Source organism: Georgenia sunbinii, assembly GCF_036421875.1.
Lineage (GTDB): Bacteria > Actinomycetota > Actinomycetes > Actinomycetales > Actinomycetaceae > Georgenia_B > Georgenia_B sunbinii.
Genome location: NZ_JAZGOL010000002.1, coordinates 456,323 through 479,287, shown reverse-complemented (window position 1 = coordinate 479,287; position 22,965 = coordinate 456,323). Strand labels below are relative to the sequence as shown.

Annotated in this window: 25 protein-coding genes; 9 read left to right on the top strand and 16 right to left on the bottom strand. The window is 71.1% G+C overall.

All coding sequences use genetic code 11. The features are described 5' to 3' along the window. Nucleotides 1–96: 96 nt before the first annotated feature. Complete coding sequence (locus tag V2J52_RS06610) at nucleotides 97–1,191, top strand: FAD-dependent oxidoreductase (protein ID WP_331226882.1); 1,095 nt, start codon at nucleotides 97–99, stop codon at nucleotides 1,189–1,191. On the opposite strand, the gene prpB is transcribed toward V2J52_RS06610, so the two are convergent. The 4 genes from prpB to ppdK all read right to left on the bottom strand — a co-directional run bounded on the left by prpB (nucleotide 1,192) and on the right by ppdK (nucleotide 6,954). Beyond that, a complete protein-coding gene (gene prpB, locus V2J52_RS06605; RefSeq protein ID WP_331226881.1) occupies nucleotides 1,192–2,085 on the bottom strand; it encodes a methylisocitrate lyase in 894 nt (297 codons plus the stop codon). It abuts the gene before it with no gap. Continuing rightward, nucleotides 2,085–3,611, bottom strand: coding sequence for an MmgE/PrpD family protein (locus V2J52_RS06600; RefSeq protein ID WP_331227126.1), 1,527 nt, complete (start codon nucleotides 3,609–3,611; stop codon nucleotides 2,085–2,087). The genes prpB and V2J52_RS06600 overlap by 1 nt, the downstream gene beginning before the upstream one ends. Before the next feature lie 63 nt (nucleotides 3,612–3,674). Beyond that, complete coding sequence (locus tag V2J52_RS06595; RefSeq protein WP_331226880.1) at nucleotides 3,675–4,109, bottom strand: universal stress protein; 435 nt, start codon at nucleotides 4,107–4,109, stop codon at nucleotides 3,675–3,677. A gap of 136 nt (nucleotides 4,110–4,245) precedes the next feature. Further along, nucleotides 4,246–6,954 carry a pyruvate, phosphate dikinase gene (gene ppdK / locus V2J52_RS06590; RefSeq protein WP_331226879.1) on the bottom strand — a complete coding sequence of 903 codons (2,709 nt, stop codon included), beginning with the start codon at nucleotides 6,952–6,954 and terminating at the stop codon, nucleotides 4,246–4,248. 130 nt (nucleotides 6,955–7,084) lie between these two features. Between ppdK and V2J52_RS06585 the strand changes: the two genes are divergently transcribed. Together V2J52_RS06585 and V2J52_RS06580 are read left to right on the top strand one after the other, a co-directional pair. Further along, nucleotides 7,085–7,381: a GNAT family N-acetyltransferase gene (locus V2J52_RS06585; protein WP_331226878.1), complete on the top strand. Its 297-nt coding sequence runs from the start codon at nucleotides 7,085–7,087 to the stop codon at nucleotides 7,379–7,381. 99 nt (nucleotides 7,382–7,480) lie between these two features. Continuing rightward, entirely contained in the window at nucleotides 7,481–8,317 is an 837-nt protein-coding gene (locus V2J52_RS06580; protein ID WP_331226877.1) for an SDR family oxidoreductase, read from the top strand. A gap of 78 nt (nucleotides 8,318–8,395) precedes the next feature. Here V2J52_RS06580 and V2J52_RS06575 read toward each other — a convergent pair whose 3' ends face one another. Continuing rightward, nucleotides 8,396–9,892 carry a hypothetical protein gene (locus V2J52_RS06575; protein ID WP_331226876.1) on the bottom strand — a complete coding sequence of 499 codons (1,497 nt, stop codon included), beginning with the start codon at nucleotides 9,890–9,892 and terminating at the stop codon, nucleotides 8,396–8,398. A 127-nt stretch (nucleotides 9,893–10,019) separates the two neighbouring features. Between V2J52_RS06575 and V2J52_RS06570 the strand changes: the two genes are divergently transcribed. Further along, the gene (locus V2J52_RS06570) at nucleotides 10,020–10,574 is read left to right on the top strand and encodes an NUDIX hydrolase (RefSeq protein ID WP_331226875.1); all 555 of its coding nucleotides are present in this window, start codon (nucleotides 10,020–10,022) and stop codon (nucleotides 10,572–10,574) included. A 245-nt stretch (nucleotides 10,575–10,819) separates the two neighbouring features. On the opposite strand, the gene V2J52_RS06565 is transcribed toward V2J52_RS06570, so the two are convergent. Then, nucleotides 10,820–11,290 carry an RNA polymerase sigma factor gene (locus V2J52_RS06565; RefSeq protein WP_331226874.1) on the bottom strand — a complete coding sequence of 157 codons (471 nt, stop codon included), beginning with the start codon at nucleotides 11,288–11,290 and terminating at the stop codon, nucleotides 10,820–10,822. A gap of 155 nt (nucleotides 11,291–11,445) precedes the next feature. Continuing rightward, nucleotides 11,446–11,637: a CsbD family protein gene (locus tag V2J52_RS06560; RefSeq protein ID WP_331226873.1), complete on the bottom strand. Its 192-nt coding sequence runs from the start codon at nucleotides 11,635–11,637 to the stop codon at nucleotides 11,446–11,448. A 98-nt stretch (nucleotides 11,638–11,735) separates the two neighbouring features. Between V2J52_RS06560 and V2J52_RS06555 the strand changes: the two genes are divergently transcribed. Then, nucleotides 11,736–12,470 (top strand): glutamine amidotransferase, encoded by a 735-nt coding sequence (locus V2J52_RS06555; RefSeq protein ID WP_331226872.1) that lies wholly within the window; start codon nucleotides 11,736–11,738, stop codon nucleotides 12,468–12,470. Between the two features lie 14 nt (nucleotides 12,471–12,484). Beyond that, nucleotides 12,485–12,976 carry a pyridoxamine 5'-phosphate oxidase family protein gene (locus V2J52_RS06550; protein WP_331226871.1) on the top strand — a complete coding sequence of 164 codons (492 nt, stop codon included), beginning with the start codon at nucleotides 12,485–12,487 and terminating at the stop codon, nucleotides 12,974–12,976. Nucleotides 12,977–13,071: 95 nt separating this feature from the next. Here V2J52_RS06550 and V2J52_RS06545 read toward each other — a convergent pair whose 3' ends face one another. Continuing rightward, nucleotides 13,072–13,275, bottom strand: a complete 204-nt coding sequence (locus V2J52_RS06545; protein WP_331226870.1) for a cold-shock protein — start codon at nucleotides 13,273–13,275, stop codon at nucleotides 13,072–13,074. 259 nt (nucleotides 13,276–13,534) lie between these two features. Then, nucleotides 13,535–16,111 (bottom strand): ATP-dependent Clp protease ATP-binding subunit, encoded by a 2,577-nt coding sequence (locus V2J52_RS06540; RefSeq protein WP_331226869.1) that lies wholly within the window; start codon nucleotides 16,109–16,111, stop codon nucleotides 13,535–13,537. Nucleotides 16,112–16,330: 219 nt separating this feature from the next. Here V2J52_RS06540 and V2J52_RS06535 point away from each other — a divergent pair, with 219 nt between their 5' ends. Next, nucleotides 16,331–16,783 (top strand): hypothetical protein, encoded by a 453-nt coding sequence (locus V2J52_RS06535; RefSeq protein WP_331226868.1) that lies wholly within the window; start codon nucleotides 16,331–16,333, stop codon nucleotides 16,781–16,783. Then, a complete protein-coding gene (locus V2J52_RS06530; RefSeq protein ID WP_331226867.1) occupies nucleotides 16,783–16,980 on the top strand; it encodes a helix-turn-helix transcriptional regulator in 198 nt (65 codons plus the stop codon). The genes V2J52_RS06535 and V2J52_RS06530 overlap by 1 nt, the downstream gene beginning before the upstream one ends. Here the strand turns inward: V2J52_RS06530 and V2J52_RS06525 are convergent. The 3 genes from V2J52_RS06525 to V2J52_RS06515 form a co-directional block, all read right to left on the bottom strand. Beyond that, nucleotides 16,961–18,148 (bottom strand): WxL protein peptidoglycan domain-containing protein, encoded by a 1,188-nt coding sequence (locus tag V2J52_RS06525; protein WP_331226866.1) that lies wholly within the window; start codon nucleotides 18,146–18,148, stop codon nucleotides 16,961–16,963. The genes V2J52_RS06530 and V2J52_RS06525 overlap by 20 nt on opposite strands. 84 nt (nucleotides 18,149–18,232) lie before the next feature. Next, complete coding sequence (locus tag V2J52_RS06520) at nucleotides 18,233–19,492, bottom strand: 3-keto-disaccharide hydrolase (protein WP_331226865.1); 1,260 nt, start codon at nucleotides 19,490–19,492, stop codon at nucleotides 18,233–18,235. Between the two features lie 134 nt (nucleotides 19,493–19,626). Then, complete coding sequence (locus tag V2J52_RS06515) at nucleotides 19,627–19,914, bottom strand: LPXTG cell wall anchor domain-containing protein (protein WP_331226864.1); 288 nt, start codon at nucleotides 19,912–19,914, stop codon at nucleotides 19,627–19,629. Between the two features lie 127 nt (nucleotides 19,915–20,041). On the opposite strand from V2J52_RS06515, the gene V2J52_RS06510 reads away from it, so the two are divergent. Next, the gene (locus V2J52_RS06510; protein WP_331226863.1) at nucleotides 20,042–20,248 is read left to right on the top strand and encodes a hypothetical protein; all 207 of its coding nucleotides are present in this window, start codon (nucleotides 20,042–20,044) and stop codon (nucleotides 20,246–20,248) included. A gap of 67 nt (nucleotides 20,249–20,315) precedes the next feature. Here V2J52_RS06510 and V2J52_RS06505 read toward each other — a convergent pair whose 3' ends face one another. From V2J52_RS06505 to V2J52_RS06490, 4 genes are all read right to left on the bottom strand, one after another. Further along, entirely contained in the window at nucleotides 20,316–20,840 is a 525-nt protein-coding gene (locus tag V2J52_RS06505; RefSeq protein ID WP_331226862.1) for an O-acetyl-ADP-ribose deacetylase, read from the bottom strand. A gap of 122 nt (nucleotides 20,841–20,962) precedes the next feature. Then, entirely contained in the window at nucleotides 20,963–21,388 is a 426-nt protein-coding gene (dtd, locus tag V2J52_RS06500; protein ID WP_331226861.1) for a D-aminoacyl-tRNA deacylase, read from the bottom strand. Beyond that, nucleotides 21,385–21,717 (bottom strand): DUF2516 family protein, encoded by a 333-nt coding sequence (locus V2J52_RS06495; RefSeq protein ID WP_331226860.1) that lies wholly within the window; start codon nucleotides 21,715–21,717, stop codon nucleotides 21,385–21,387. Before V2J52_RS06495 ends, dtd begins: the two co-directional genes overlap by 4 nt. 120 nt (nucleotides 21,718–21,837) lie before the next feature. Beyond that, on the bottom strand, nucleotides 21,838–22,959 hold the full coding sequence (locus V2J52_RS06490) for an FUSC family protein (RefSeq protein ID WP_331226859.1): 1,122 nt from the start codon (nucleotides 22,957–22,959) through the stop codon (nucleotides 21,838–21,840). Nucleotides 22,960–22,965: the final 6 nt, after the last annotated feature.

Below are 22,965 nucleotides of genomic sequence, written 5' to 3'. Positions count from 1 at the left end.
GCAGCGCAGAAACTGCGGCCTTCACCACACTGTCCGATTTTTCTCGGCCACGATGGTGATAATCGGATGAGTCGCCCGTAGCGGAAGGGGAGCCAGATGCGTGTCGTCGTCGTCGGTGGCGGGTACGGCGGGACCGCCGTCGCCAAGGAGCTCGACGGCGAGGTCGACGTCGTCCTCGTCGAGCCCAAGGATGCGTTCGTGCACGCCTCTGCGACGCTGCGGGCTGTCGTCGACCCGGCGTGGCAGCAGCGGGTCTTCTACCCGTACGAGTCGCTCCTCGAGCACGGCCGGGTCGTCCACGACTGGGCGCGCCTCGTCTCCCCGGGCCGGGTGCGCCTCTCGGCGACGGAGGAGATCACGGCCGACGTCCTCGTGCTGGCCACCGGCACCGGTTACCCATTTCCGGCGAAGTTCCTCGAGAACCACACTGCCGTGGCGACCGCTCGGCTGGAACGGATGCGCGCCGAGCTCGCCCGTTGCGAGAACGTGCTGCTCGTCGGCGGCGGACCGGTGGGCGTCGAGCTCGCCGGCGAGCTGACCAGCGCCTTTCCAGGGCTCGGCGTGACGATCGTGGAGCAGGAGCCGGACATCCTCATGGCCGGCGACTACCTTCCCGAGGTCCGGGCGAGCGTGCGTGAGCAACTTACCGCCCGCGGGGTGCGGCTCGTCACGGGGAGCCCGCTGGGTTACCTCCCGCCGTTCGACGTCGGTCGGTACCAAGATTTCACCGTGGCCACCGCGGCCGGGGACCACGTGACGGCGCAGATGTGGTTCCGGTGCTACGGCGCCCGCCCGATGACGGAGTACCTCGACCGGGAGCTCGCCGCCGTGCTCCACCACGACGGCCTGCTGCCGGTGACGGCCCAGCTGAGCGTCGTTGGATACGACCGCATCTTCGCCGTCGGGGACATCACCGACGTCCCCGAGCCCAAGCGGGCGTCGGCCGCCCGCGCGCACGCCGCCGTCGTCGTGCAGAACATCCGCGACCTGGCCGCCGGCCGTGAGCCGAGCGCGAGCTACGTCCCGCCGCTGGAGCAGATCGTCCTGCCGCTGGGCCCCAACGGTGGCGCGTCGCAGGTCGGCACGCCCGACGGCGGTCGCCGACTGCTCGGACCGGTGGAGACGAGCCGGATCAAGGGCGCCGACCTGTTCACCGCCGAGTTCGCCGAGATGTTCGGGACCGGCCGGTAGTCACGGGCGGTAGGTGAAAATCTCGGCGTCGAACGCGTTGTACCCCTCGTAGTCGAGCAGCTCGTACAGCCGGGCCCGGTGCTGCATCTGGTCGACCACCGGTGCCAGGGTGCCCTCGGCGAGCAGCGTGTCCAGGCCACGCTCTGCGGCCCCCATCGCCAGCCGCAGCAGCGAGACGGGGTAGATGACGATGTTGACTCCGACGTCGGCCAGCTGGGCGCTGGTCAGCAGCTCGGACTTGCCGAACTCGGTCATGTTGGCCAGGACCGGCACGTCGACGGCCCGGCGCACCGCCTCGAACTCGGTCAGGTCCCGCATCGCTTCGGGGAAGATCGCGTCCGCGCCGGCGTCGACCAGCGCCTTGGCACGGGCGGTCGCGGCGTCGAGGCCGTCGATGGCGCGGATGTCGGTGCGCGCCATCACCAGCAGGTTCGGGTCGCGCCGGGCGTCGACGGCGGCACGGATCCGCTGCACCGCCGTAGAGGTGTCGACCACCTGCTTGCCGTCGAGGTGCCCGCACCGTTTGGGGTTGACCTGGTCCTCGATGTGCAGGCCGGCGACGCCGGCGTCCTCGAGCACCTGCACCGTGCGCGCGACGTTCATCGGCTCGCCGAAGCCGGTGTCGGCGTCGACGAGGGCAGGCAGGTCGGTCATCCGGGCGATCTGCTGGCTGCGGCCCGCCACCTCGGTCAGCGTGGTCAGCCCGATGTCGGGCAGCCCGAGGTCCGCCGAGAGCACCGCCCCGGAGATGTAGACACCCTCGAACCCCTTGTCCTGGATCAGCCGGGCGGACAACGGGTTGAACGCGCCCGGGAAGCGCAGCAGCTCGCCAGCGGCGAGCCGGTCACGCAGCGCGGCCCGCTTCGCGTGAGCCGGGGTGGCGGCGTGAAGCATCAGAAGATCCCCTCGGGCGCGGTGACGGAGTCGATGAGCGCGGCGGGCGCGGTGACGGTGAGGCCGGCGAGCTGCTCGCCGTCGAGCTCGGGCAGCCGCTGCGCGACGTCGAGGAAGCGCTCGATCTCCGCCGGCTCGAGCACGCCGTCGGCGAGGGTGCGGAACTTGGCGACGTACTGCTCACGGCCGAACGGCCGGGCGCCCAGCGGGTGCGCGTCGGCGACCGCGATCTCCTCGACGATGCGCGACCCGTCGGTCAGCGTGATCTCCACCCGACCGCCGAACGCCTTCTCCGCCGGGTCGGTGGCGTGGTAACGCCGGGTCCATTCCGGGTCCTCGGCGGTGCTGATCTTGCGCCAGAGCTCGACCGTGCCTGGCCGGGCAGCCCGCTCCGGCGCGTAGGAGTCGACGTGGTGCCAGGACCCGTCCTGCAGCGCGACCGCGAAGATGTACGGGATGGAGTGGTCGAGCGTCTCGCGCGAGGCGGTCGGCTCGTACTTCTGCGGGTCGTTCGCGCCGGAGCCGATGACGTAGTGCGTGTGGTGCGAGGTGTGGATGACGATCTGCGCCACCGCGCGCGGGTCGCGCAGCTCGGGGTGCTCGCGGTGCAGCCGGCGGGCGAGGTCGATGAGCGCCTGCGACTGGTATTCCGCGGAGTGCTCCTTGGTGTAGGTGTCGAGGATCGCCAGCTTCGGGGCCCCGGGGGCGGGCAGCGGGACGTCGTAGCCGGCGTCGGGGCCGTCGAGCAGCCAGGCGATGACGCCGTCCTCCCCCTCGTAGATCGGCACCGGGGAGGTCTGGCCGCGCATCGCCCGGTCGACCGCCTCGACGGCGACCTTCCCGGCGAACGCCGGGGCGTGGGCCTTCCAGGTGGAGATCTCGCCCTTGCGGGACTGCCGGGTCGCCGTCGTGGTGTGCAGCGCCTGCCCGATCGCCTGGAAGATCGTCTCGACGTCGAGCCCCAGCAGCGTGCCGATCCCCGCCGCCGCCGACGGGCCGAGGTGCGCGACGTGGTCGATCTTGTGCTGGTGCAGGCTGATGGCGCGCACGAGGTCGACCTGGACCTCGTACGCGGTGGCCAGCGCCCGCACGACGTCGCGGCCGCTCAGCCCTCGGCGGGCCGCGAGGTGTTGGGTGACGGCGAGCACCGGCGGGATGTTGTCGGCCGGGTGGGAGTAGTCCGCAGCAAGGAAGGTGTCGTGGAAGTCGAGCTCGCGCACCGCGACGCCGTTGGCCCACGCCGCCCACTCCGGGCTCACCCGCTCGGCCTGCTCGAGGCCGAAGACCGTGGCGCCGGGCGAGTACGGGTGAGCTCGCGCCTGCGCCCGGGAGGCGACCGCCGGCCCGCGGGTGAGGGAGGCCGCCGCCACCGCCGCGTTGTCGATGACCCGGTTGACCACCATGTCGACGACGGCGTCGGGCACCTCGACCGGGTCGGCGGCGACCTTCGCGATCTTCCAGGCGAGCTGCTCGTCTCGGGGCAGCGCCTCGCTGCTCGGGTGGACCCGCACGTGGTGGGTGATCATCGCGGGACTCGTCATCGTGGTCTCCTCGTCACTCGTCCTGCGGCCCGGGGCCGCGCGGCGCCCTCAGCGCTGATGCGTGTGGGCCACGTACACGTCGCAGGTCGCGCGAGTGGTCACGTCGCGGGCGACGCTGCCGAGCACCCGGCCGATCCCCTGCACCCGCTTGTTGCCCACGACGATCAGCTCCGCGCCCAGACGGTCCGCGGCCTCGAGCAGAGCGTCACCCGGCTTGCCCTCGGCGGGCGACGCGGTGACGGCGAGGCCGGGGAAGGCGCCCTGCAGGTCATCGACGACGCGCCTGGCGACGCGCTCGGCGTCGGTCATGGAGTCGATGATGAACTGCTCGGCACCGGTGTCGATCTTCTCGACCTCGAGCTTGCCGTAGGCGGAGAGCACATGGAGCTCGGCGCCGAGGGCGTCGGCGAGCTCGGCTGCGCGGTGCGCCGCCCGGGCGGCGGACTCGCTGCCGTCGACGCCGGTGATGATGGTCCTGGCCATTGGTGTTCTCCTCGTTGACACTGGGACGGTGCTCGTCCTGGGCCGTGACGGGCTGCGGTCAGCGAGCCCTCGGGCCGTCGCAAGACGTTCTCGGCACGATAGCCGCTCCGGTGCGCCGGTGACGGGTCGTCGCCCGCTACGCCGTCGTGTCCTGCCCCGCCGCCACCGCCGCCCGACCGGCCTCCAGCCGCGCGACCGGCACCCGGTAGGGCGAGCATGAGACGTAGTCCAGGCCGGCCTCGTGGAAGATCTGGATCGACTCCGGGTCGCCGCCGTGCTCGCCGCACACCCCGATGTGCAGGTGCGGCTTGGCCGACCGCCCGCCGTCGACCCCGATCCGGACGAGCGCGGCGACGCCCTCGCGGTCGAGGGTCTCGAACGGGGAGATGCGAAGCACGCCGTTGGCGAAGTACTGCCGGAAGAACGTGCCCTCGACGTCGTCACGGGAGAAGCCCCACGTCGTCTGGGTGAGGTCGTTGGTGCCGAAGGAGAAGAAGTCCGCTTCCTCGGCGATCCGGTCGGCGGTGAGCGCCGCGCGGGGCAGCTCGATCATGCAGCCGATCGGCAGGTCAAGGGCCACCCCGGTGGTCTCGGCCTCCTCAGCGAGGATGCCTTCCGCCTCCCGGCGGACCAGGTGCAGCTCACGCACCGAACCGACGAGCGGCACCATGATCTCCGGCCGCGGATCGCCGCCCTCGGCGCGCAGCTGCGCGGTGGCCTGGGCGATCGCTCGTACCTGCAGGGCGAACAGGCCTGGCACCACCAGGCCGAGGCGCACCCCGCGCAGCCCAAGCATCGGGTTGACCTCGTGCATCCGCCGCACCGCCGCGAGCAGTCGCTGCCGGTGCTCGTCGACCGTGCCGCGCTCCTGCGCCAGTGCCACCTCCACCGACAGCTCGGTGAGATCGGGCAGGAACTCGTGCAGCGGCGGGTCGATGAGCCGGATCGTCGTCGGCAGGCCGTCCATCGCACGGAGCAGGTCGAGAAAGTCCGCCCGCTGCAGCGGCAGCAGCGAGCTCAGTGCGGCGTCTCGCTCGGCGTCGTCGGCGGCGAGGACGACCCGCTCGATGAGCTCGCGGCGCTCACCGAGGAACATGTGCTCGGTGCGGCACAGCCCGATCCCCTCGGCGCCGCGGTCCCGGGCGTTGCGGGCGTCCTCGACGGTGTCGGCGTTGGCCCGCACCCGCAGCCGGCGGACGTCGTCGGCGTGGCTGAGGATGCGGTGGACCGCCTCGACCAGCTCGCGGGTCTGCTCGTCCGGCGCCGCGGCGACACCCGCGTCGAGCCCACGGGCGATGTACGTCATCACCGCTGAGTCGACGACCGGCACGTCACCGAGGAACACCTCGCCGCTCGAGCCGTCGAGCGCGATGACGTCGCCCGCCCGCAGCGTCCGTCCGCCCACCCGGACCTCCCGGGCCACGACGTCGACGTCGAGCTCGCCCGCCCCGACGACGGCGCAAGTCCCCATCCCGCGGGCGACGACGGCCGCGTGGGAGGTCTTGCCGCCCCGGCAGGTGAGGATGCCGACGGCGGCCATCATGCCCTGGAGGTCGTCGGGGTTGGTCTCCCGGCGCACGAGGATGACGTCCGCGCCGGCCTCGCTGCGCTCGACGGCCTGGGCGTTGTCGAAGACGATCTCGCCGACCGCCGCCCCCGGGGACGCGGCCATCGCGGTGGTGAGCAGCTCCGTGGTGGCACCGGCGTCGAACTGCGGGAAGAGCAGCTTGGCCAGCTGAGCGCCGCTGACCCGGCCGATCGCCTCGTCCATCGTGATGAGGTGCTCGTCCACGAGCTGGGTCGCCACCCGGAACGCCGCCCCGGCGGTCCGCTTGCCCACCCGGGTCTGCAGCAGCCACAGCTTGCCGTGCTCGATGGTGAACTCGATGTCGCACAGGTCGCGGTAGTGGGTCTCCAGCCGGCGCATCGCCTGCCGCAGCTCGGCGTAGGACGTCGGGTCGAGCTGCTCGAGCTCCGCGAGCGGCATGGTGTCGCGGATCCCAGCGACGACGTCCTCGCCCTGGGCGTTGGCCAGGTAGTCCCCGTAGACCCCGGAGTGGCCGGTGGACGGGTCCCGGGTGAAGCACACCCCGGTGCCCGAGGTCGGCCCCAGGTTGCCGAACACCATGGTCTGCACGTTGACCGCGGTGCCGAGCGCGCCGGAGATGCCCTCCTGACGCCGATAGAGGATCGCCCGCTCGGTGTTCCACGAGCGGAACACCGCCTCGATCGCCAGGTCAAGCTGCTCGCGCGGGTGCTGGGGGAACTCACGGCCGGACTCGTCGCGCACGATCTGCTTGAAGGTCCCGACCAGGCCGCGCAGGTCCTCGGCGGTGAGGTCGACATCGTCACGCACGCCCCGCTCGGCCTTGAGCGCGTCGAAGGCCACGGTGAAGAGGTCGCCGTCGACGTCCAGGACGGTCTTGCCGAACATCTGGATGAGCCGCCGGTAGGAGTCCCACGCGAAGCGCGCGTCGCCGGAGAACTCGGTCAGCCCCTGCACCGAGGCGTCGTTCAGGCCGACGTTGAGGACGGTGTCCATCATCCCCGGCATCGAGAACTTCGCGCCGGACCGGACGGAGACGAGCAGCGGGTCGTGGAAGTCCCCCAGCCCGCGGCCGAGCGCGTCCTCGATCTCCCGCAGCGCCAGTGTCACCTCGACACGCAGCTCCGGCGGCACACGGCCGTCTCGTAGGTAGGCGCGGCAGGCGTCGGTCGTGATGGTGAAACCGGGCGGCACCGGAAGACCCAGCCGGCTCATCTCCGCCAGGTTCGCCCCCTTGCCACCGAGCAGGTCCTTCTGGTCCCTGTCACCCTCGCTGAACCGGTACACGAACGTCGGCATCTTCGCCTCCAACTCTCGGCCCCGCGGCTGTCGCTGCGCGGCGTCCTTCCCATCGTAGCGAGGTGCGTGCCGTCCCACCCGGGTGTTCTCTCCCGGCGCCGCGGACGTCATCCTGTGCTTGGCTGGGCAGATGACAGAGCCACGCGTGGACCACGTTCCTGCCAGAGACCGGTACGAGGCGCACCTGGGCGACGAGCTCGCCGGGGTGGCGGAGTACGAGCGCCGCGGGGACGTCGTCGTCCTCACGCACACCGTCGTCGAGCCGGCGGCCGAGGACCGTGGCGTCGGTTCAGCCCTCGCGCGGACCGCCCTCGATGCCGTCCGTGCCGAGGGCCTGCGGGCACGGCCGCAGTGCAGCTTCATGGCGGCCTGGATCGAGCGGCATCCCGACTACGCCGACCTCGTGGCCGACCAGCCGGAGGACTAGCCGCGGCCGCGTTCGTCGGCACCTGTGGAATACCTGCGCCTCAACCGTGTTGTCTCGTATAGAACATACGAACGCATGAACACTGAGGAGTGATAATCCATGTCCAACCATGTTGCCGACAAGGTCATCGTCATCACCGGCGCCGGGAGCGGCTTCGGCAAGCTCGTCGCACAGATGACGGCGGAGCTCGGCGCCAAGGTCGTCGGCACCGACGTCAACGAGGAGAGCCTGCGCGCCGTCGTCGACGAGATCCGCGCCAAGGGGCAGAGCGCCGAGTATCAGGTCGCCGACGTCACCGACAAGGCCCAGATGGACGCCGCCGCCGCGTTCGCCGTCGAGAAGTTCGGTCGCATCGACGTCATGCTCAACAACGCGGGCATCATGCCGCTTGCCTACTTCGCGGACCACAAGGACGCGTGGCAGGCCTGGGACAAGTCGATCGACATCAACATCAAGGGCGTCGTCAACGGCATCACCGCCGTCTACGACCAGATGATCGAGCAGGGCCAGGGCCAGGTCGTCAACATCTCGTCGATCTACGGTAACTACGGCATCCCGGGCTCCGGCGTCTACAGCGCCACCAAGGCCGCGGTGAAGGTCATCTCCGACTCGCTGCGGGCCGAGGCCAAGGGCAAGATCAAGGTCACCACCGTCAAGCCGACCGGCATCCCGGGGACCAACCTCGCCAGTGCCATCGTCAACGAGCAGGCGCCCGCCGGACTGGTGGCCCACCGCGGGGCCGAGTTCGCCGCCAACAGCGAGAAGTACTACGCCGGCGAGATGCCCGCGGAGCAGCTCGACCCGGACAACATCGCGTACTGGGCGGTCACCCCCGAGCAGCTCGCCCAGAACGTCGTCTACGTCATCAACCAGCCGTGGGGCGTGTCGATCAGCGACATCACGGTCCGCGCCAGCGGCGAGGACTACGTCTACTGAGCAGTGCCGCGGACGTGAGCCGGGCGTCGTCCCCGGGCGGGCCCTCCACCCGCCCGGGGACGACTTCGGTGTGACGCCCTAGAACGCCAGCTCGTGGTCGGCCACGGCGAGCACGCTCCAGGTGCGGCCGTTGGCGTCGCTCAGCTCGTAGGCCGGCAGCAGCAGGATGCTGCCGGTGTCGGTGGACTGCTGGATGAGGGCCGGGTGGGCCGCGACGATGTCGACGTCGGTCACCGCCCACGGGAGCGCGGCGCCGGCGGCCGGGGGCGCCCCGGGCGGGTCCCCCCAGGTCCAACCAGACGGCTCCTCGACGTGCGGCATGATCTCCATCCCGTCGGTCCACACCGGGGCGCCGCCGAACCTCGGGTCACCGAGCCGCTGGACGGCCTCGACGGGGCTGACGACGTCGTACTCGCCGAGGTCCGCGAGCGGTGCCAGCGGTCCGCTGAAGGTGTAGATCCGGTCATCGACGATCGCAGCGTCCCACTCGTACCCGGTGCGCCGGCCGTCGAGCAGCTGGTAGGCGCTGACCGACACTATGTCCCCGCCGGTGCCGAACGGCCGGGAGACGTACTCGGCGCTGTCCGCGTCGACGCCGAGCTCGGCCAGCACGCCATGGAGGACCGCGGCCTCGTCCGCCAGGTCGGCTGGCGCCACCGGCTCCGGCTCCGGCTCGGCCGGCGCCACCATGCCGGGGCTGCCCGGCTCGACGCCAGCGAGAGCGTCCGCGTCCGACGTCGCGGTGTCGTCGTCGATGTCAGGAGCGACCGTTGTCGGCGAGTCAGCGGCGCCGGCACCCGCGGCGTCGTCGCCGTCGTCGACCGGCGCGTCGGGCGCCTCGGCCGTCCCGCGGGCGCCGTTGGACGCCGCCCCCTCCGGGGCGGGCAGCGGCATCGGCTCGACCGGGCCGACATCCATCAGCGGGTAGAGGTCGGGGTCCGTGTAGTGCATCGAGACCGCACCGTCGGAGCCGACCTCCAGGCTCGGCCCGGAGCCGTCGTCCTCGCCCACGCGCCAGCTGCCGTGGCGGTCCGCCGGCTCGCCGGGCACACCGAGCAGCTCGGCGGCCCGCGCCGCCGTCTCGGCCCTGTAGGCGGCCGGGCCGTCGAAGGCCCACGCCCCGGCGGTGCCGGTGTCGTCGGACAGCCCGACGGCGGTGAAGGTCATCCGGTCCGCCCCCATCGAGAGCATCATCGGGGAGGCCATCGAGCGCGTCGCCTCGTTGTCCGCGGCGAACGGCTCCGGCTGCGCCACCCCCGGGCCGGTGGAGTCCGCACCCTCGTAGCCCGCGGTGGCAACGACGTCCCTGTCGTCCTCGTCGGACCCCGCGGTGACGGCACCGATACCGAAGCCGGTCCCCCCGACGACCAGCGCGCCGGCCGCGACCGCCGCCACCGAGGCCCACCGTCGAGGCTGCCGGTCGCGGCCGGCGGCGAGCTCGTCACCGCGCCGCTCCGTGGTCAGCTGCTCGAGCCGTCCGGCGTCGGGCTCGGCGGAACCGGCGGGGTCGCTCGCCCGCAGCCGCTCGACGGCCTCGTCCGCGCGGGTGTCGTCGCTGCGCTCGTCGTCGGACATCACTGCCTCCAGCTGATCGGTCCCTGGTCCCTACTCCTCCTGTGTCCCGGTCCGGCCCGACCTTGCACCGGGCCCGCCACCGTGAGCGGATCCGCCGCGCTGTCCATGGCAGTGGCACCCTGGTGCGGTGCCCACCGACACCACCCTCCACGCCGCCACGCTGGCGCTGCTGACCGCGTGGCAGCCGCCGACACCCCGGCAGGCCGCCGCCCGCGACCGGTACGTCGCGCACCTCCTCCAGCGCCCGGACGGCATGACCCGCGGGTGCTACCCCGACCACCTCACCGCCAGCACCCTCGTGGTCTCGGCGGACCGCAGCCAGGTGCTGCTCACGCTGCACCGCAAGGCGCGCCAATGGTTCCAGCTCGGCGGCCACTGCGAGCCGCAGGACACCAGCATCGGTGGCGCGGCGCTCCGCGAGGCGGTCGAGGAGTCCGGGCTGCCGGGGCTGGTGCTCGATCCACAGCCGGTCCAGCTGAGCGAGCACGCGGTGCCGTTCTGCGACCCGCGCGGCGGGGTGAGCCACCTCGACGTGCGCTTCGTCGCGGTCGCACCTGCCGGCGCCGTCCCGGCGGTCTCTGTGGAGTCGCTCGATGTCGCCTGGTGGCCGGCCCGGGAGCTGCCCGACCCGCAGCCGGACATGGTCGAGCTCGTCGAGTTTGCGCTGGCGCGGCTGGGCTGAGCCACCGGCCATTGCGGCGCGGACAATCCCGCTGTCGGCGACAAGTCTGCTGTCGGGGACAAGTCTGCTCTCGGGGACAAGTCTGCTCTCGCGGACAATCCCGCTGTCGGCGATAAGTCTGCTGTCGGGGACAAGTCTGCTCTCGCGGACAATCCCGCTGTCGGCGACAAGACTGCTCTCGGGGACAAGTCTGCTCTCGCGGACAATCCCGCTGTCGGCGACAAGTCTGCTGTCGGCGGTGGGGGTCAGGACTGCCAGAGGGCGGCGAGGCGTGACCGGGCGCGGGACAGTGCGGCGTCGGCGCCGCCGCGGGAGATCTCCAGGGCAGCGGCCAGCGACTCCCCCACCAGGCCCTCCCAGGCGTGGAGCATGAGGATCGTCCGGTCGCGGTCGGACAGCCCGCGCAACGCTCGCCGGACGTCGTCGTCGGCGACAGCCGCGAGGGCGGGATCATCGTCGTCGGTCACGTCCGGCAACGTCTCGACCGGCACCGGCACCTGCTTGCGGCGGTAGTTGGCCAGCACGAAGCCGGCCGTGCGGTAGAGCCACGGCAGCACCGCCTCGGCGGGGACGTCGTCACGGCGGCGCCACGCGGTGGCGAAGACGTCGGCGGCGAGGTCCTCGGCGTCGGCCCCCGGCGCCCGCCGGACGAAGTAGCGGTACACGGCGACGGAGTGGGCCCGGTAGTGCTCGTCGAACCACGCCTCGTCGCGCACGCGTCCCTCTCGTCACCGGCCGCCGACCTGACTCGGGCGGGCCTCACCACCATGTCTGTGTGGCCACCGGGGACGATCTTGCACGACGAGACCGCGATCCGGGCGCAGCAACGCCCCGCAGGCTCGTCCTGCGGGGCGTCACGAGAGCGGGTGCGTCAGCGGAAGGTGTCCTTGACGTCACTGCCCGCGTCCTTCACGTGCTCACCGGCCTGCTTCGTGTTGGCCTTGGTCTGGTCGACGTGTCCCTCGGCCTCGAGGTCCTTGTTGTCGGTCTTGTCGCCGACGACCTCCTTGGCCTTGCCCTTGGCCTCTTCAGCAGCGTTCTTGATCTTGTCGCCGAGTCCCATGGTCGGTCTCCCTTCGTCGAGGTGGCGCCGTTGTCCGGCGCGCTCTCAACTACAGTAGGGGCGCTGTCGGCAGTCCGCGCGTCGAGGAGAATCACCAGGTGAAACCGTTCGTGCTGCTCGCGTCCCGCAGCGAGGACATCGCCGCCGACGACGAGTACGCCTCGATACTTCGGCTCGCCGGGCTCCCCTCGACGGCCCTTCACCGGGTCCGGATGGAATCGGCGGAGTTCACCCCGCTGGCGCTCGCCGACTACTCCGGCGTCATCCTCGGTGGCAGCCCGTTCACGGCCTCCACGCCGCGGGCGCACAAGAGTGACGACCAGCTGCGCATCGAGGCCGAGCTGGACGGCCTGCTCGCCGACGTCCTGCAGGCGGAGGTCCCGTTCCTCGGCCTCTGCTACGGCGTCGGAGTGGTGGGCCGGCACGCCGGCGGCGTCGTCGACGGCACCTACGCCGAGGAGACCGGCGGCGTCGAGGTGACGATCACCCCCGACGGCGCCGACGACCCGCTGCTCGCCGGCCTGCCCCCGACGTTCCACGCCTACGTCGGGCACAAGGAGGCCTGCACGGTGCTGCCGCCGGGCGCGACGCTCCTCGCCACCTCGAGGAGCTGCCCGGTGCAGATGTATCGCCTGGGCCGGCACGCCTACGTCACCCAGTTCCACCCGGAGATGGACCTCGCCGCGCTGACCACCCGCTGCGAGACCTACCAGCACGCCGGCTACTTCGCGCCCGACGAGCTCGACGCGGTACTCACGCGGGTCGGGGCGATCGACGTCAGTGAGTCGCACCGGGTGCTGCGCAACTTCGTCGAGCGGTACCAGCAGGACTGAGAGAGGATCCCGGGATGGACGAGACGCCCGCGGAGCTGGCCGCGCTCGACGAGCTGCTCACCGCCTCGCGCCGCCGCGGCACCAGCCACCTGCGCGAGATCATCGACGGCGCCACGGCCCCGACAGCCACGGTGGTGGTCCGGCGCCTCACCGGGATGAAGGTGCTCTCGCTGGCGACCGTGACCGCGCGCGGCGAGCCCAGGATCAGTGCGGTGGACGGTCACTTCCTGCACGGCAGCTGGACGTTCGGCACGAGCGGCGCCGCCGCCAAGGCTCGCCACCTCGAGCGCCGTCCGGCAGTGAGCGTGGCGCACGTCGATGGTGAGTCGTTCGCGGTCTTCAGCCACGGCACCGCCGAACGGCTCCAGCCGGGCGACCACTGGTTCGGGCCCACCATCGAGCACTGGACCGCCCACTACGGCTCCTCGCCGCTCACCTGGGGCGAAGACATCCGGATGTACCGCCTGATCCCGACCTGGATGGTGGCCTACCAGCCAGCCGGCTGACGCTCCCGGGAACGACGAAGCCCGGCGACCCCCTGGGGGATCGCCGGGCTGTCACATCACCGTCGTACTGCGGGTAGACCGTGGTCTACCTGCGGTCAGAGCGGGCGGACGTTCTCCGCCTGCGGGCCCTTCGGGCCCTGGGTGGTGTCGAACTCGACCTTCTGGTCCTCATCCAGCGAACGGTATCCGCTCGACTCGATCGCGGAGTAGTGGACGAAGACGTCCGCCCCTCCGCCGTCGGGAGCGATGAAGCCGAAGCCCTTTTCGCCGTTGAACCACTTAACGGTGCCTGTTGCCATGTTGCCGAACCCCTACCGTGCCGAACTGTCTCCGGACCGGTGCCGGAACTCTTGACCACCGTAACGCGCGAAAGCCTTCCCGCCAAGCCGTGGGCCGTCAGCCCTGCGCATAACCGGCGCCGAACCCGCCCCTCACACGGGCACCTGGGGCCGTCAAACCGCGCACTGGCAGGCTTTGCACCCCGATCGCCGGGGACGACAGAGCCCGGCGACCCCTGGTGGGATTGCCGGGCTCCGTCACGTGCGCCGTGGGGTGAAGTCAGGCTCCGGGCTGGAGCTGACCACCACCGCCCGCTCCGCCGCCGGCGGGTGCCGTCGGCAAGGTGCGCTGCTCGATGGTCGCGCCGCGTCCGGCGGCAACCGGCTCCGGAACGGTAATCTCGCCCTCGTCCAGCCCCTTGAAGGTGAAGACGCCGAGCAGCCCCTCGCCCGCGGCGTCGACCTCGATGGTCTGGCCGGTGCGGATCTCGCTGTAGAGGATCTTCTCCGACAGCTGGTCCTCGATCTCGCGCTGGATCGCGCGGCGCAGCGGCCGGGCACCGAGCACCGGGTCGTAGCCGCGCTCGGCGAGCAGCAGCTTGGCGGCGTCGGTGAGCCGGATCGTCATGCCCTGCTCGCGCATGCGCTCGTCGAGCTTGGCGATCATCAGGTCGACGATCTGGACGATCTGCTCCTGCGTGAGCTGCGGGAAGACGATGGTGTCGTCCACCCGGTTGAGGAACTCCGGCCGGAAGTGCTGCTTGAGCTCGTCGTTGACCTTCGACTTCATCCGCTCGTAGTCGTTGGACAGCTCACCGCTGGCCTGGAACCCGGTCTGCACGCCCTTGGCGATGTCCCGGGTACCAAGGTTCGTCGTCATGATGATGACGGTGTTCTTGAAGTCGACGATGCGGCCCTGCGAGTCGGTCAGTCGACCGTCCTCGAGGATCTGCAGCAGCGAGTTGAAGATGTCCGCGTGCGCCTTCTCCACCTCGTCGAAGAGCACCACCGAGAACGGCCGACGGCGGACCTTCTCGGTCAGCTGGCCACCCTCCTCGTAACCGACGTACCCGGGCGGGGACCCGAACAGCCGCGAGACGGTGTGCTTCTCGGAGAACTCGCTCATGTCGAGCTGGATGAGCGCGTCCTCGTCGCCGAAGAGGAACTCCGCGAGCGCCTTGGCGAGCTCGGTCTTCCCGACGCCGGTGGGGCCGGCGAAGATGAACGAACCACCGGGCCGCTTGGGGTCCTTGAGGCCCGCGCGGGTGCGGCGGATCGCCTGGGACAGCGCCTTGATGGCCTCGTCCTGACCGATGATCCGCTTGTGCAGCTCGTCCTCCATGTGGAGCAGCTTGGTCGACTCCTCCTCGCTGAGCTTGAAGACCGGGATGCCGGTCGACATCGCCAGCACCTCGGCGATGAGCTCCTCGTCGACCTCGGCGACGGTGTCAAGGTCGCCGGCCTTCCAGGCCTTCTCGCGCTCGACGCGGCGGTTGGCGAGGTTCTTCTCGTCATCGCGCAGCGAGGCGGCCTTCTCGAAGTCCTGGTCGTCGATCGCCGACTCCTTCTCGCGGCGGACCTCGGCGATCTGCTCGTCGAGCTCACGCAGCTCCGGCGGCGCGGTCATCCGGCGGATGCGCAGCCGCGCGCCCGCCTCGTCGATGAGGTCGATCGCCTTGTCCGGCAGGAACCGGCCGGAGATGTAGCGGTCGGCCATCGTCGCGGCGGCGACGAGCGCCTCGTCGTTGATGGAGACGCGGTGGTGAGCCTCGTACCGGTCCCGCAGTCCCTTGAGGATCTCGATGGTGTGCTCGACGGTGGGCTCGTCGACGAGGATCGGCTGGAAACGGCGCTCGAGCGCGGCGTCCTTCTCGATGTGCTTGCGGTACTCCTCGAGGGTGGTCGCACCGATGGTCTGGAGCTCACCGCGAGCGAGCATCGGCTTGAGGATGCTCGCGGCGTCGATCGCACCCTCGGCCGCGCCGGCGCCGACGAGGGTGTGGATCTCGTCGATGAACAGCACGATGTCACCGCGGGTGCGGATCTCCTTGAGTACCTTCTTCAGCCGCTCCTCGAAGTCACCCCGGTAACGCGAGCCGGCGACGAGGGAGCCGAGGTCCAGCGTGTACAGCTGCTTGTCGCGCAGCGTCTCGGGGACGTCGCCCCGGACGATGTCCTGCGCGAGGCCCTCGACGACGGCGGTCTTGCCGACGCCAGGCTCCCCGATGAGCACCGGGTTGTTCTTGGTGCGGCGCGACAGGACCTGCATGACCCGCTCGACGGACAGCGCCCGCCCGATGACCGGGTCGAGCTTGCCCTCGCGGGCCGCCTGGGTGAGGTTGCGGCCGAACTGGTCGAGCACGGCGGAGCCGGCCGGGGTGCCCTCGGCGGGGCCGCCAGCGGCGACCGCCTCCTTGCCCTGGTAGCCGGACAGCAGCTGGATGACCTGCTGCCGGACCCGGTTGAGGTCGGCGCCGAGCTTGTTCAGCACCTGGGCGGCGACGCCCTCGCCCTCACGGATGAGGCCGAGGAGGATGTGCTCGGTGCCGATGTAGTTGTGGCCGAGCTGCAGCGCCTCGCGCAGGGACAGCTCGAGCACCTTCTTGGCACGCGGGGTGAACGGGATGTGGCCGCCGGGCGCCTGCTGGCCCTCACCGATGATCTCGGTGACCTGCTGGCGCACAGCCTCCAGCGAGATGTCCAGGGACTCCAGCGCCTTGGCTGCCACGCCCTCGCCCTCGTGGATGAGGCCGAGCAGGATGTGCTCGGTCCCGATGTAGTTGTGGTTGAGCATCCGTGCCTCTTCCTGGGCAAGGACGACCACCCGACGGGCACGGTCGGTAAATCTCTCGAACATCACGGCTCCTTCGGGGCAGCGTGGCCGGGTGCTCCCGGCCTGGCAGCGTTCAACGATGCTAACGGCCAATCCGCCGCAGACCTGCCCGTGTTCGCCAGGGGCGTGACTCCCCGCCCGGGGCGACGCCACGACCTCAGCACCGCCGTCAAGTCCACTTGACACCCTTGGTCAAGGTAGCTTTACTAGCAACGTAAAGCCCACTTGACCAGGAGGCTGTTCATGAGCGCCGACCGCAACGCTCCGGACGACTCGGCGAGCACTCGCCGTGCACCACTGTCACGCTACGTCCTCGCCGTCCTGCTCGCGATCGGCCTGGCGGCCGCCGCAGGCTTCCTCGCGTCGCGGTTCCGCGCCGAGGACCCGTGGCTCGTCGGCGTCGTGTTCAGCGCCGCGATGGTGGGCCCGCTGTACGCGCTGAGCTGGCTGCTGCTCGTCTCGAGCCTCGTCGTCGAGGAGGATCCGCACGTCGAGGAGAACGTCGAGCTTCGCTGGGCGCAGCGGGCGGCGTTCGGCGCCTTCCTCGACGTCCTCGGTACCTGCGGTGTCGCGCTGGCCGCCCTGTCCATCAGCGGGCTCGAGGTCGCCGGGGCCACCGTGCTGCTCGCCGTCGTCGTCCTCGGGATGATCGACGTCGCCGTCCGCTACACCGTCATCAAGCGGCGTGAGTCCTGATGGACAACGACCTTGCGGAGCGGCGCGCCGAGCGCGGCTGGTCCCAGGCCCGGCTGGCGGAGCTGCTCGGGGTCTCCCGCCAGACGGTCATCTCCATCGAGCGGGGCCGCTTCGACCCGAGCCTGCCACTGGCCTTCCGCCTCGCCGAGGTGTTCGACGCACGGATCGAGGAGATCTTCACCCCAGAGGGCCGGTGACCCTCTCGTCCGACACCGTCTCGTCCTCGCTCCGGGCCGGCTGCTCGGCGGCAGCGTCGGCGTCGGCGTCGGCGGCATGCGCGGCGTGATCCTCCCGGTCTGTTCCGCCGGCGCCCAGCTCGCGGCGGACCTCCGCCTTGGCCGCCTCGATCATCGCGGCAAGACGCGCCTCGCGCTGCCTGCGGCTACGGCGCACGACGACGACGGCTGTCGCCAGCGCGAGCAGCAGGACGAGCTGGGACCACGGCACCGCCCACACGGTGACGTGCTCGCGTATCTCGGCGACCGGCTGTGGCCCGTCCTCATCGCCGAGCATCTCCGGGCGCAGCACGACGTCCACGCCGACCCGGAAGAGCGGCCACACGCCGTGCACCTCAGCGGTGACGGGCCGCGCGTCCCCGGGAAGCAGCTCTGGCGGCTCGGCAGCGCCGGCCTCCCAGAGCAGCGGCGAGGTGGAGTCCTGGACGACGATCTCGCCCGCGACCCGTATCCGGGCGTTGCCGTCGTTGACCACCTCGTGCTCGACCGTCACCCGGCCCGGGGCGAACGGGTTCCACGATGTCCGGTAGCTGACGTCAAGATCCTCGACGGCGACCGAGGGCTCGAGGTCGCCGGTCACCCGAGTGAGGACCCGGAAGCCCACGCGGCTCTCGACGCCGACGGCGGCACCCGCCTCGTCCTCGCCCTCTGTGAAGACCGAGGCGGCAATACCAGCCGCGTGGTCGCCGGGGGTGGCGCTGCTGGGGACGACGATCGTGAAGGGCACGACCTCCGTCTCGCCCGCCTCGACGGTGAGGCTCTCGGCAACGTCGATCCACGTCCCGGCGGCGGTCGAAGGCTCGGAGGAGGGCAGCATGTTGAAGCGGCCCGTGGACGTGAAGTACCCGTCGGCGGCGCTGAGCGAGAACGTGGCCTCCACCTCGCTGAGGTTCGTCACCGCGAGGTGCTCGGTGACGCTCTGGCCCGGATCGAGGGTCAGCTCCATCCAGGCCCGGTCGTCCGGCCCGTCGGAGGCGGCAGGGCTCACCGCCCAGGTGATCGTCGGGTCGGTCTCGGCTGCGGCAGGCACCTGAGCGAAGACCACGACGGCGAGTGCCGCGAGCGCAGCAGGCAGCCAACGCGCCGGTGCCGGACGGCTCATCCGTGACGCGCGGGGGGTGTGGTGCATCGGCCTACTCCCGAAGAGCCGTGGCCGCGGGGCACGAGCTCCCCGCGGCCACGGCCGCTGACATCGATGGGCTGTCGCTCCGTCCTACTCGAACAACGACAGCGTCAGCGTCGAAGTGTAGCTTCCGGGCGCGACCGTCGACGGCGTGCGCAGCAGCAGCTCGGCGTCCGCGCTCCACTCACCCTCCTCGACGACGTCCGCCGAGGCCGAGGTGCCCAGCAGCTCCTGGTCCACCAGGCCCGGGCTCTGCGGGTCATCGACGACCGACACGACCGGGTCGCCGGCCGTCACGAGGCCCGACTCGCCTGCCTCGACGAGCTCCGGGACCCACCCCAGGTGGTCGACGCCGATGCTGGTCTCACCGTCACTGCCGAGGAAGGCGGTGGCACTGCCCAGGACGTACCAGGCCGTCCCGTCGGGAATATCCTCGACCGAACGGGTATCGGTGACGGTGACCGTCGGCAGCCCACCGGCAAACTGCCGGACCAGCGGGTCCGAGCCGTCCTCAGCGAGCAGCATGGTCGAGCCGTCGACGCTCAGTGCGAGATGACCGGGCCCCTCGAGCTCGTCGATGTCCACGTGCACGTCGACGTCCCCAGCACTGCGCGGCAGCTCCTTGATACGGACGTCACGGAAGGAGACCACGTCCTGGTTCGCGCCGTGCGCCTGCAGCCCGATGTGCCCGACGGGGCCACGAGCGCTCGAGCCCGGGTCATCCGGCCGGCCAGGGAAAGGCAGCCCTGGCACGTTCTCGAACTCGTTGATGACCACGCCGTTGCGGATCACGGTGTACTGCTGGCCGACGACGCGGACCTCGAACTCGTTCCACTCGCCCTTGGCGGTGGCGTTGGCCTCGTCCAGTCCGATGTCGGCGAAGCCGTAGATCGACCCGGTCTTGCGCGGGTCGTTACCTGCCGCCTCGGCGGAGTCGTTGATCTGAATCTCGTGGCCACAGGTCACGGCCATCCACGCGAGGTCGTTGGTGTTGCAGCCATCGACCAGCTCGTCCAGTGCGGGAAAGCGGACCTGGACGCCGCTGTTGCCACGGACGTTCGCGTCGCCGGGTGCGTCGTCCCGGAACTCGAGCTTGAGCGAGAAGTCCCCGAACTCCTCGGGGTACCACAGGGTGCCGAAACCGCCCTGCGCGCCGGCGATGCTGGAGACCGAGCCATCGTCCTCGAGCTGGAAGCCGCCGACACCGGCGTACTCCCAGTTCTCGAAGGACTCCTGGGTGCCGTCGAAAAGAACCGTGTAGCCCTCCTCGTCCACCTCCGCCGCGGCGGGGGCGGCGACGATCGCGGTGGCGCCGAGACTGAGGAGGGCCGCACAGGCAAGCGCACTCATGGTCTTGGTGGCTCCTCGTCTGCGCAGCCGGCTTGCGCCGGTAGGTGTCGCGGAAAGGACATCGATCACGGGAACTCCTTCGTTCGTCTGATTGCCCGGGCCGCAGGGGCAGATGCTCCTGCGGCCTGATTTCGTTACGTGCGGCGCCGGCTCACGAGGAGCACCGCGCCACCGACCAGGACAGCCGCACCCGCCAGGTACGGCAGCAGCGAGAGCTCGACGCCCGTCGAGGGCAGCTCGGTCGGCAGCCCTGCCGGATCGGTGGTCGGCTCCGGCGCGGCAGGCGCCGGGGTGACGTTGTCCAACGGCGAGATGTGGACGCCGATCTCGACTTCGTCGGACTGGTCGAGGGCCGAGACCGCGGACGCTGCACCTCCTGCAGCACCCAGCGCGAACCCCAGCGCCACTATCGTCGTTCGCACCATTGCTCCCGCCCACTCTCGGCGATCCACCGAGTTCCAGCAATCGGCACCCATTAACTCGAGTGCACGACGACCATCTTCGGCCGAAGGTAACACAAAACGACACCGTGTACGTGGCCTCCGGCCGATGCTGCGGTTCAAGCGTCCCGAGATCAACGCTCGCAAGCGGCGGCTCGACCGCACGCTGGTTCTCGATCCCGCCGCAGCTCAGCATCGGCACGGCCATCGACGCACTGCCGCGGCCGCGATGACCGCGATCCTGCGAGACGAGATCGTGCGCACGATGAAGCTGCTGGGCGTCGCGACGCTCGACGAGCTCGCCCGCAGCAGGTGACGCAGCTGGCGCGGCTGGTGCCGGTCTCTCAGGCGGTCCGGGACGCGGCGCAGCAGCGCTCGCGAGCTCAGCGGCGCCCGAGCTCGGCCTGGAACGCGCCGAGGATCTGCTCGTCGAAGAGCACGAACCGGACGAGGTCGATGCCGTGGTCGGGTCGCTCGGCGAACTCGCGCACTGCCGCCACCGCGAGCTCGGCGACCTCGGTGGCGTCCCAGCCGTAGACACCGGCGCCGACGGCGGGGAACGCGACGCTCCTGGCCGCAACGGTCTCGGCGACCTCCAGGGCGGAGGTGAAGCATGCTGCCAGCTCGGCCGGGTCGGTCTGCCCGCGGTGCCGGTTGGGCCCCACGGTGTGGATGACCCACGGTGCGGGCAGGTCGTGGCCGGCGGTCGGTACCGCGCGCCCCACCGGCAGTCCGTCGGGCAGCTCGGTGCGCCGCAGCTCCATGCACTCGGCGAGGAGGCCGGGCCCGGCCGCGCGGTGGATCGCACCGTCGACCCCTCCGCCGCCCATCAGGGAGGAGTTCGCGGCGTTGACGACGGCGTCCACCTGCTGGGTGGTGATGTCTCCGGCGACGGCTTCGATGTCCATCAGTCCATCGTGCCCGATGCCGTGGCCAAGTCTGCTGTCGCGGACGATCCTGCTGTCGGTGACAAGCCTGCTGTCGAGGACAAGCCTGCTGTCGAGGACAAGTCGGCTGTCGCGAGGGAGGGTCAGGCGTCGAGGACGATGGTGACCGGGCCGTCGTTGACCAGCTCGACGCGCATGTCGGCACCGAAGCGGCCGGTCTCGACGTGGACGCCGAGACTCCGCAGCGCGGCGACGACGTCCTCGACCAGCGGCTCGGCGACCGGAGCCGGCGCGGCGCCGTGCCACGAGGGGCGACGGCCCTTGCGGACGTCGGCGTAGAGGGTGAACTGGGAGATGACGAGGACCGGTGCGCCAACCTCGAGCACCGAGCGCTCGTCGCGCAGGATCCGCAGCTCGGCGATCTTGCGCGCCGTGCGTTCCACCTCGGCCGAACCGTCGTCATGGGTGACGCCGACCAGCGCGACGAGCCCCTCGCCGGCGAAGCCCCCGACCTGCTCACCGCCGACGTGGACCGCGGCGCCGTCGACCCGCTGCAGGACCGACCTCACCAGCCGCCGCCACCTCGGCGCCGTGAGCTGCCGGCACCTCCGACCGCGGGGCGGACGTCGGTGAGGTAGATCGCGGCGGGCACGATGAGGATGATCGCCATGAAGCCGCCGAACAGATTGGGCAAGCCTGGGAGCGGGATCGCGATGAAGCCGAGCGCGACATTGGCAGCGAGCACGATCGCCCAGAAGTTCTTCGTCCGCTTCCCGGCGGCCAGGAAGGCCGCCGGAGGGCGGCGCAGCGCGTGAACCAGCGCCCACACCTCGACGGCGAACGCGATGAGCGCCAGCACGAGGAAGAGGAGGAGCTGAAGGTTGCCGATGACGGACACCAGGTGAGTCTAGGTGTCGCCTGGATCATGCGGCAAAGCCCGCCCCGACCGGCCGCCCCACGGCGTGTTCTCCCGGCGTGCCACGGGTCGCTGGCCTGCGCTGCCGCAGCTGTCGAGCGCTCAGCTGTCGGCGGCCAGCACCTGGGACGCCTCCATCGCGCTCATCCCCGAGGCCTGGAGGAGGTCGACGGTGAGCGAGCGCATGAGGATGACCAGCGTCTGCAGCTGCCAGCCACCACGGCTGAACGCCGCGGGGTCGAGCGCGGGCACCGCCGCCACCAGCTCGCCACGTGCCGACCCGACGTCGCCACCGGTCGACAGCGCCGCCCCGAGCATCGTGGCGCCGTTGGCGAGCCGCTCCAGCGCGGCCGCGATCTCCTCGTCCTGACTGCCGTCCTGGACGGCCACCAGCCCGCGCCGGGCGATGACCCGGGCGTTGCGCATCGCCCGGTCACTGAGCATGCTCGCTCGCTGCATCCGCGCCAGCTCCGGGACGTACATCCGGGCGGTCGGTGAGATCCGCGCGGACTGCAGCGCGTTGCGGACGACCTCGGCCCACTCGTCGAGCACCCCTTGGGTGCCACGGCCCTGGGCAAGCGCGTCGCGCACGAGCTCCGCGTCGCCCCGGCGCAGCCCGGACGCCAGCGTGCGGAGCATCCGGGCGAGATCACCTTGGCTGGCAGCAGCGAGCTGCCGGGCGCGACGGCGCGCATCGCCGGGCGTCGCCACGGCCACGACGAGCGCGCAGGCCCCGCCGATGAGCGCGTCCGTCCACCGCCCGGTGATGCCGTCGGTCATGCTGATCGCGGGCAGCGCGACGATGACGATGCCCTGCACGCCGGCCTGGATGGTGAGCATCTGGCCGCGGTCGATGAACCGCGCCATGAGCGCCCCCACGACGATGACGACGACGATCTGCAGGATCCCGGTACCGGTGAAGTAGGCGACCAGCTCACCGAGGGCGACGCCGAGCGCCACGCCGATCGCCAGCTCGGCCACCTTGCGGACCTGCCGGTCGGAGCTGAACCCGAGACACACCCAGGTGGCGACCGGCGCGAAGAACGGCTGGCTGTGGCCCAGCCAGTAGTGGGCGATGCCCCAGGCGAGCCCGGCCGCGATGGCGGCGGTGAGCACCGGGAACGCGGATGCCTGCACCCGCCGGGCTCCCTGGCGCGCGCGCAGCCGGATCCGCACGCCCCAGCGGCGCAGGTCGGTGCGCTCGGACCGCTCCTCGGCGCTCATCCCTCC

Bases quoted from the DNA above. Each gene is read 5' to 3' on its own strand.
- V2J52_RS06520 (WP_331226865.1), bottom strand. From the start codon at position 19,492: ATGAGTGCGCTTGCCTGTGCGGCCCTCCTCAGTCTCGGCGCCACCGCG.
- ppdK (WP_331226879.1), bottom strand. From the start codon at position 6,954: ATGCCGACGTTCGTGTACCGGTTCAGCGAGGGTGACAGGGACCAGAAG.
- V2J52_RS06575 (WP_331226876.1), bottom strand. From the start codon at position 9,892: ATGTCCGACGACGAGCGCAGCGACGACACCCGCGCGGACGAGGCCGTC.
- V2J52_RS06600 (WP_331227126.1), bottom strand. From the start codon at position 3,611: ATGATCACCCACCACGTGCGGGTCCACCCGAGCAGCGAGGCGCTGCCC.
- V2J52_RS06560 (WP_331226873.1), bottom strand. From the start codon at position 11,637: ATGGGACTCGGCGACAAGATCAAGAACGCTGCTGAAGAGGCCAAGGGC.
- V2J52_RS06540 (WP_331226869.1), bottom strand. From the start codon at position 16,111: ATGTTCGAGAGATTTACCGACCGTGCCCGTCGGGTGGTCGTCCTTGCC.
- V2J52_RS06545 (WP_331226870.1), bottom strand. From the start codon at position 13,275: ATGGCAACAGGCACCGTTAAGTGGTTCAACGGCGAAAAGGGCTTCGGC.
- V2J52_RS06525 (WP_331226866.1), bottom strand. From the start codon at position 18,148: ATGCACCACACCCCCCGCGCGTCACGGATGAGCCGTCCGGCACCGGCG.
- V2J52_RS06595 (WP_331226880.1), bottom strand. From the start codon at position 4,109: ATGGCCAGGACCATCATCACCGGCGTCGACGGCAGCGAGTCCGCCGCC.
- V2J52_RS06490 (WP_331226859.1), bottom strand. From the start codon at position 22,959: ATGAGCGCCGAGGAGCGGTCCGAGCGCACCGACCTGCGCCGCTGGGGC.
- V2J52_RS06510 (WP_331226863.1), top strand. From the start codon at position 20,042: ATGCTGCGGTTCAAGCGTCCCGAGATCAACGCTCGCAAGCGGCGGCTC.
- V2J52_RS06535 (WP_331226868.1), top strand. From the start codon at position 16,331: ATGAGCGCCGACCGCAACGCTCCGGACGACTCGGCGAGCACTCGCCGT.
- V2J52_RS06585 (WP_331226878.1), top strand. From the start codon at position 7,085: ATGACAGAGCCACGCGTGGACCACGTTCCTGCCAGAGACCGGTACGAG.
- V2J52_RS06610 (WP_331226882.1), top strand. From the start codon at position 97: ATGCGTGTCGTCGTCGTCGGTGGCGGGTACGGCGGGACCGCCGTCGCC.
- V2J52_RS06530 (WP_331226867.1), top strand. From the start codon at position 16,783: ATGGACAACGACCTTGCGGAGCGGCGCGCCGAGCGCGGCTGGTCCCAG.
- V2J52_RS06550 (WP_331226871.1), top strand. From the start codon at position 12,485: ATGGACGAGACGCCCGCGGAGCTGGCCGCGCTCGACGAGCTGCTCACC.
- V2J52_RS06580 (WP_331226877.1), top strand. From the start codon at position 7,481: ATGTCCAACCATGTTGCCGACAAGGTCATCGTCATCACCGGCGCCGGG.
- prpB (WP_331226881.1), bottom strand. From the start codon at position 2,085: ATGCTTCACGCCGCCACCCCGGCTCACGCGAAGCGGGCCGCGCTGCGT.
- V2J52_RS06505 (WP_331226862.1), bottom strand. From the start codon at position 20,840: ATGGACATCGAAGCCGTCGCCGGAGACATCACCACCCAGCAGGTGGAC.